Genomic DNA, 7,356 nt, shown 5'->3' on the forward strand with positions numbered 1-7,356 from the left:
CCACCCCTAAGTGGTCCGCCTCCGCCGAGCCCCCGGCCGCCGCTCACTAGGCCGAGTAACCGGATCCCCCGACTCCACAGCAGAAGCCCTCCGCCGCAACCCGAAGTCCGCCAACGCCTCCGCCAACTTGTGCACGGAAGGCTCCGGAGCCATCACATCGACCCGCAGCCCATGCTCCTCCGCGGTCTTCGCCGTAGCCGGCCCAATACACGCGATCACCGTCACGTTATGAGGCTTGCCCGCGATCCCCACAAGGTTCCGCACAGTGGACGACGACGTGAAGAGAACGGCATCGAAGCCACCCCCCTTGATCGCCTCCCGAGTCTCCTGCGGCGGCGGCGACGCCCGCACCGTCCGGTAGGCGGTGACGTCGTCGACCTCCCAGCCCAGCTCGATCAGCCCGGCGACGAGCGTCTCCGTGGCGATGTCGGCACGAGGCAGGAACACACGATCGATCGGGTCGAAAACCGGATCGTAGGGAGGCCAGTCCTCCAGCAACCCGGCAGCGGACTGCTCCCCACTGGGCACCAGATCGGGCTTCACCCCGAAAGCGACCAACGCCTTGGCGGTCTGCTCACCCACCGCCGCGACCTTGATCCCGGCGAAGGCACGGGCATCGAGCCCGTACTCCTCGAACTTCTCCCGCACGGCCTTCACGGCGTTCACCGAGGTGAAGGCGATCCACTCGTACCGCCCGGTGACGAGCCCCTTGACCGCCCGCTCCATCTGCTGCGGGGTCCGAGGCGGCTCGACGGCGATGGTCGGCACCTCGTGCGGCACGGCCCCGTAGGACCGCAGCTGCTCGGAGAGCGACGCCGACTGCTCCTTCGTACGCGGCACGAGGACCCGCCACCCGAACAGCGGCTTGTTCTCGAACCACGACAACTGCTCGCGCTGGGCGGCGGCGGACCGCTCGCCGACCACGGCTATCACCGGCCGGCCCCCGTCGGGAGACGGCAGCACCTTGCCCTGCTTGAACGTCTGGGCGATGGTCCCCAGCGTCGCCGACCAGGTCCGCTGACGCGTCGTGGTCCCGGCGATCGTCACGGTCAACGGGGTGTCGGGCTTGCGCCCGGCCGCGACCAGCTCACCGGCGGCCGCGGCCACCGAATCCAGGGTCGTCGAGACGACAACGGTCCCGTCCGACGCCCCGACCTCGGTCCAGCAGCGGTCGGAGGCGGTACGGGCGTCCACGAACCGGACGTCCGCGCCCTGCGCGTCGCGCAGCGGCACACCGGCGTACGCGGGCACGCCCACGGCGGCCGCGACGCCCGGTACCACCTCGAAGGGGACACCGGCGCGTGCGCACGCCAGCATCTCCCCGGCGGCGTACGCGTCGAGCCCGGGATCCCCGGACACCGCACGTACGACCCGCCTGCCGCCCCGTGCGGCCTCCATGACAAGATGTGCGGCATCCCGCACAGCGGGTAGACCAGCGGTCGTTGACGCGCCGTCAACAACCGTTAGTTGAGGCGTGCCTGTGCCTGGATGCGTGCTGCCAATAGGCGTGTCCAATTCGGTGTCGAGCTCGGCAACGCCTTGTCTGGCGTGCGCGCGTACGACGTCGAGCACCTCGTGCTCGGCGACCAGTACGTCCGCGTTCGCCAGCGCCTCGACGGCGCGCAGAGTCAGTAGTCCCGGATCCCCGGGTCCGGCACCAAGAAAGGTGACGTGCCCATGGTCCGGACCGGCGGGAAGGGTGGTGGGGCTCACTGTGCTCGCTCCCCCATCAGACCGGCCGCGCCCTTGGCAAGCATCTCGGCTGCGAGTTCACGGCCGAGCGCCATTGCTTGGTCGTACGTCTCGGGCACGGGACCGGTGGTGGACAGCTGCACCAGCGTCGAGCCGTCGGTCGTGCCGACGACGCCGCGCAGGCGCATCTCCTTGACAATCTGCCCGTCGGCCAGAAGGTCGGCCAGCGCGCCCACAGGGGCGCTGCAACCGGCCTCCAGGGCGGCGAGCAGTGACCGTTCGGCGGTCACGGCGGCCCGGGTGTCCGGGTCGTCGAGCGCGCCGAGTGCCGCGATGAGGTCAGAGTCGTGGGAGGTGTTCCCCGCTCTGCACTCGATCGCCAGGGCCCCTTGGCCAGGGGCAGGCAGAACCATGTCGACCGACAGGAAGTCGGTCACTTCGTCGGCGCGCCCGATGCGGTTGAGCCCGGCCGCGGCCAGGACAACGGCATCCAGCTCGCCACGTCTCACGAACCCGATCCGGGTGTCGACGTTCCCCCGGACCGGCACGACCTCGACGCTCAGCCCATGGGCACGCGCGTACGAGTTCAGCTGGGCGGTACGCCGGGTCGACCCCGTCCCCACCCGCGCGCCGCGCGGCAGGTCGGTGAATTTGAGGTCGTCGCGGGCCACTAGGACGTCACGCGGATCCTCGCGCTCGGGTATCGCGGCCAGCACCAGGTCGTCGGGCTGCGCGGTCGGCAGGTCCTTCAGCGAGTGCACCGCGAAGTCGACCTCCCCGCGCAGCAACGCCTCGCGCAGAGCGGTCACAAAGACGCCCGTGCCGCCGATCTGGGCGAGGTCCGCACGGGACACGTCGCCGTACGTCGTGATCTCGACGAGCTCGACGGGCCGCCCGGTCAGCCGTCTCACGGCGTCCGCGACCTGGCCGGACTGGGCCAGGGCGAGTTGACTCCGCCGGGTCCCAAGTCTGAGCGCTCTCAGCGCCCCTTGTGCTGGCCCTCGTACTGGCTCACTCATGCTCGCCCTCGGTTCTCGGCGTTCGTCTCGGTGGTGGTGTCCGGCCCGTCCTGGTCGGCCCGGGACACGGAGGCGACCGTCTCCTGGTCGAGGTCGAACAGGGTGCGCAGCGCGTCCGCGTACCCGGCGCCGCCGGGCTCGGCCGCGAGCTGCTTGACCCGTACGGTCGGCGCGTGCAGCAGTTTGTCGACCACGCGCCGCACGGTCTGTGTGATCTCGGCGCGGTGCTTCTCGTCGAGGCCGGGCAGCCGCCCGTCGAGCCGGGCGATCTCACCGGCGACGACATCGGCGGCCATGGCGCGCAGCGCCACGACGGTGGGCGTGATGTGCGCGGCCCGCAGGGCGGCCCCGAACGCCGCGACCTCGTCGGCGACGATCCGCCGGACCTGGTCGACGTCGGCCGCCATCGGGGCGTCCGCCGAGGCCTCGGCCAGCGACTCGATGTCCACCAGCCGCACGCCGGCCAGCCGGTGCGCGGCGGCGTCGACGTCCCGGGGCATCGCGAGGTCGAGCAGCGAGAGCACGGGGGCGGGCCGCGGAACACCGACGACCACCTCGGGGCGCCGACGCTCGGGAATCCGCCCGAGGGTGGCCGCGGTCAGGGCGAGCGCGGCGATGAGTTCACGGTCGTCGTCCGGCGTACGGCGGGCGGTGTCCCGCCGGTCCACGGTGCCGTTGTCGACCCAGGCCGCGTGCTGTTCGAGCGTCGCCGCGTCCATCCCGGCGACGGCGGCCTCGCCCATCACGGAGAACCCGGCGGACTCCTGCACGGCCTGCCCGGCCTGCGCGGTCTGCCCGGTCTGCGCCGCGGACAGGTCGAGCGGACAACCGTCCTCGGTACCGAGACTGGTGGGCGGCAGGACGGCCCGTACGCCACCCCGGGCGGTCGTCCGAGGGGACAGCCCGGCCTCGTCGGCCGGCACCCGACCCTCGACGGCCGCCGCGACGATGCCGGCGGTGAGGACGAGCCCGGTCGCACCGGTACAGGAAACGGCTATATCGGCACGTGTCAGCTCGAAGGGCACCGATGCCATCGGAACGGCGCGGGCGACCACAGAAGTGACCCCACCCTCGCGCCCTTCGCGCCCCTCGTACTGACTGTTCTCGCTGTTCTCGTTGATGATCTGGGCGAGCCGCTCGGCACGATCAGGTGTGCGGTTGGCGACGACGATCTCGGCGACCCCGAGCCGCGCGAGGGTGGCGGCGGCCAGCGAGGACATCGACCCGGCACCGATGACCAGGGCTTTCTTGCCCGCGGCCCAGGATTCCACCGAACCACCGGCGCTCCTGCCCCCCGCGAGCTGCTGGAGCCCGAAGGTGACCAGGGACTGTCCCGCCCGGTCGATGCCGGTCTCGGAGTGGGCGCGCTTGCCGACCCGCAGCCCCTGCTGGAACAGGTCGTTCAGCAGCCGGCCGGCCGAGTGCAGTTCCTGCGCGAGGGCGAGCGAGTCCTTGATCTGTCCGAGGATCTGCCCCTCGCCGACGACCATGGAGTCGAGCCCGCAGGCGACGGAGAACAGGTGGTGGACCGCCCGGTCCTCGTAGTGCACGTACAGGTAGGGAGTGAGCTCGTCGAGCCCCACTCCGCTGTGCTGGGCGAGCAGGGTGGACAGCTCGGCGACACCCGCGTGGAACTTGTCCACGTCCGCGTACAGCTCTATGCGGTTGCAGGTGGCGAGCAGCGCGGCCTCGGTGGCGGGTTCGGCGGCGACGGTGTCCTGAAGCAACTTGATCTGCGCGTCCTGCGACAGCGCGGCCCGCTCGAGGACGCTGACGGGAGCACTGCGGTGGCTCAGCCCGACGACGAGGAGACTCATGCCGGCATCACGGCGGGAATGTCCCCGTCAGGCCCATTGCCGTCACCACTGCTGCCGCTGCCGCTGCCGCTGCCGCTACGACCCTGCGCCTTGGCCGAGACCACCGCGACGGCTGCCGCGGCTGTCGCGGCGGCGTCGGCGGCGGCCGCTGCGGCGTCGGCCTCCTCGCCCGCCTTGCGCTGCTCGTGGAAAGCGAGGATCTGCAACTCGATGGAGAGATCGACCTTGCGTACGTCGACACCGTCCGGAACGGTCAGGACGGTCGGCGCGAAGTTCAGAATGGACGTGACGCCCGCGGCGACGAGCCGATCGCACACGGGCTGCGCGGCACCGGCGGGGGTGGCGATAACGCCAATGGACACACCGTTGTCCGCGATGATCCTTTCCAGATCATCGGAGTGCTGCACCGGAATACCGGCGACCGGCTTTCCCGCCATGGCGGGATCGGCGTCGATGAGAGCGGCCACCCGGAATCCACGGGAGGCGAAGCCGCCGTAGTTCGCGAGGGCGGCGCCGAGATTACCGATGCCGACGATCACTACCGGCCAGTCCTGGGTCAGCCCCAGCTCACGCGAGATCTGATAGACGAGATACTCGACGTCGTACCCGACCCCACGCGTTCCGTAGGAACCCAGGTAGGAGAAATCCTTGCGCAGCTTCGCGGAGTTGACTCCCGCGGCGGCCGCCAGTTCCTCGGAGGAGACCGTGGGCACCGAGCGCTCCGACAGTCCGGTCAGCGCACGGAGGTACAGCGGAAGCCTGGCGACGGTGGCCTCGGGAATCCCTCGGCTGCGGGTCGCCGGTCGGTGAGTTCGGCCAGTTGCCACGGTGCTCCTGCGGGTAGCGCGGGGCTGCAGGCGGTCACACGTCCCTGGACCGCCCCGTCGAATGCAGGCTATGTCTTTGTGAACGCGTGCACAAAGATGGTGTCCGATTTGCCCGGCCAACGTGACCGGGGTCACGCACCCCCGGCGCGCGCGTATGGAACCTGCACACAAGCACCGCAGTCCCTCGCCGTCACAGGCACCGTTCGGGGGCAAAACCGCACACACTCCTCATGAATCCCGCCCCCGAGATCTGAACCCGCTCGATCCTAAGCGACTTTCTGGACCACCTGGACTGCCCAGTCGGCACTTGATCGGAACTCGACCGCTCGGTAATCGATCAGGAATCTATGTGAGGGCTTTGCGAAGACGTTCTTCGTTGACACGCCAGAAGGTGTGCTGGGCGCCGTCGATGAGCACGACAGGGATCTGTTCCCAGTACTGACGGTTGAGTTCTTCGTCCTGAGTGATGTCCTTCTGTTCCCAGGGCACACCAAGATCGGCGCACACCTTCTCGACAACTCCCTGTGCGTCATCACACAAATGACAACCAGGCTTCCGGATGAGAGTGACGAGCCGGGACTCTGGCGTACGACCGGCGACGCGCCGGAACAAGGGACTCATACGCCCATTGTCTCGCGCCCATCAGGAGGCCATCGGGCCCGCAGGAGAACGGCAGACCCGATTGTTTAACTGTGCCGCCGCCGAGAGTTCACAACCTTCAAACCTCGCGACTCCGGAAGCACCGAACAAACTGGCTATGCTCACGCCATGGCCGCTCTCGGATGGCTCACTCCCCGTAGGCGCTCCGCCACGGCGCGAAGCGTGTTGGCAGGCGAGGCCTCGGCGGAGGCAGCGCGCAAAACCTCCCAGGAGCTGGAGGAACTGACGCATGCGCCCGTTCCGCCCGGCACCGTGGAGGAACCGGCGTTCCCCGTCCTCGGTGACGACAAGGCCGCCGCCTTCTTCGACCTCGACAACACCGTGATGCAGGGCGCCGCGATCTTCCACTTCGGCCGGGGCCTGTACAAGCGGAAGTTCTTCGAGACCCGCGATCTCTACCGGTTCGCCTGGCAGCAGGCGTGGTTCAGGCTGGCCGGGATCGAGGACCCCGAGCACATGCAGGACGCGCGGGACTCGGCCCTGTCCATCGTCAAGGGCCACCGGGTCTCCGAACTGATGTCGATCGGCGAGGAGATCTACGACGAGTACATGGCCGAGCGCATCTGGCCGGGCACGCGCGCACTGGCCCAGGCGCACCTGGACGCGGGCCAGAAGGTGTGGCTGGTCACGGCCGCCCCGGTGGAGATCGCCACGGTCATCGCCCGCCGCCTGGGCCTGACGGGCGCCCTGGGCACGGTCGCGGAGTCGGTCGACGGCGTGTACACGGGCAAGTTGGTGGGCGAACCGCTGCACGGCCCGGCAAAAGCGGAAGCGGTACGAGCGCTGGCGGCGGCCGAGGGCCTGATCCTCCGCCGTTGCGCGGCGTACAGCGACTCGCACAACGACATCCCGATGCTGTCCCTGGTGGGCCACCCCTACGCGATCAACCCGGACACCAAGCTCCGCAAACACGCCCGCCAACTGGACTGGCGCCTACGGGACTACCGCACCGGCCGCAAGGCAGCAAAGGTAGGCATCCCGGCCGCAGCGGGCGTAGGCGCGGTAGCCGGCGGCACAGCAGCAGCAATCGCCCTACACCGCCGCCGCCGCTAACCCCACCCCACCCGGGTTTCGAGGACAAGGCTCCTCCAGCCCAGGCCGAGTTTCCCGCCCACCCACCCGAGCGCCGGATCTATCAAGCCCAGGCCCAGCCATCCCAGCCCGTCCGGCGTTCGACACCAGGGCACCTCCAGCCCAGCTCGCGTTTCCCGCCCACTCGAGCGCCGCATCTATCAAGCCCAGGCCCCGCCATCCCAGCCCGTCCGGCGTTTGAGGACAAGGCCCCTTCAGCCCCAGCTTCTCTCCCACCCCCCCGCCTCCGCCGTTTCTACAGCCCAGGCC

General features: G+C 69.8%; 6 protein-coding genes. 1 reads left to right on the forward strand and 5 read right to left on the reverse strand.

The window, feature by feature from the left end:
- Positions 1 to 6: 6 nt before the first annotated feature.
- The 5 genes from ADL01_RS15285 to ADL01_RS15305 all read right to left on the reverse strand — a co-directional run bounded on the left by ADL01_RS15285 (position 7) and on the right by ADL01_RS15305 (position 5,976).
- Positions 7 to 1,713 carry a uroporphyrinogen-III synthase gene (locus tag ADL01_RS15285; protein ID WP_078960536.1) on the reverse strand — a complete coding sequence of 569 codons (1,707 nt, stop codon included), beginning with the start codon at positions 1,711 to 1,713 and terminating at the stop codon, positions 7 to 9.
- Positions 1,710 to 2,711, reverse strand: a complete 1,002-nt coding sequence (gene hemC, locus ADL01_RS15290) for a hydroxymethylbilane synthase (protein WP_078960537.1) — start codon at positions 2,709 to 2,711, stop codon at positions 1,710 to 1,712. Before hemC ends, ADL01_RS15285 begins: the two co-directional genes overlap by 4 nt.
- Positions 2,708 to 4,528 carry a glutamyl-tRNA reductase gene (locus ADL01_RS15295; protein ID WP_053742537.1) on the reverse strand — a complete coding sequence of 607 codons (1,821 nt, stop codon included), beginning with the start codon at positions 4,526 to 4,528 and terminating at the stop codon, positions 2,708 to 2,710. The genes hemC and ADL01_RS15295 overlap by 4 nt, the downstream gene beginning before the upstream one ends.
- Complete coding sequence (locus ADL01_RS15300) at positions 4,525 to 5,355, reverse strand: redox-sensing transcriptional repressor Rex (protein ID WP_053742538.1); 831 nt, start codon at positions 5,353 to 5,355, stop codon at positions 4,525 to 4,527. The genes ADL01_RS15295 and ADL01_RS15300 overlap by 4 nt, the downstream gene beginning before the upstream one ends.
- Before the next feature lie 345 nt (positions 5,356 to 5,700).
- Positions 5,701 to 5,976, reverse strand: a complete 276-nt coding sequence (locus tag ADL01_RS15305; protein ID WP_053742539.1) for a glutaredoxin family protein — start codon at positions 5,974 to 5,976, stop codon at positions 5,701 to 5,703.
- Between the two features lie 147 nt (positions 5,977 to 6,123).
- Here ADL01_RS15305 and ADL01_RS15310 point away from each other — a divergent pair, with 147 nt between their 5' ends.
- A complete protein-coding gene (locus ADL01_RS15310) occupies positions 6,124 to 7,068 on the forward strand; it encodes an HAD family hydrolase (RefSeq protein WP_053742540.1) in 945 nt (314 codons plus the stop codon).
- The last annotated feature ends 288 nt before the right edge of the window (positions 7,069 to 7,356 follow it).

Source organism: Streptomyces sp. NRRL WC-3618 (assembly GCF_001280005.1).
Lineage (GTDB): Bacteria > Actinomycetota > Actinomycetes > Streptomycetales > Streptomycetaceae > Streptomyces.

Coding starts and splice junctions, on each gene's coding strand:
- ADL01_RS15305 (WP_053742539.1), bottom strand. CDS start 5,976: ATGAGTCCCTTGTTCCGGCGCGTCGCCGGTCGTACGCCAGAGTCCCGG.
- hemC (WP_078960537.1), bottom strand. CDS start 2,711: ATGAGTGAGCCAGTACGAGGGCCAGCACAAGGGGCGCTGAGAGCGCTC.
- ADL01_RS15310 (WP_053742540.1), top strand. CDS start 6,124: ATGGCCGCTCTCGGATGGCTCACTCCCCGTAGGCGCTCCGCCACGGCG.
- ADL01_RS15295 (WP_053742537.1), bottom strand. CDS start 4,528: ATGAGTCTCCTCGTCGTCGGGCTGAGCCACCGCAGTGCTCCCGTCAGC.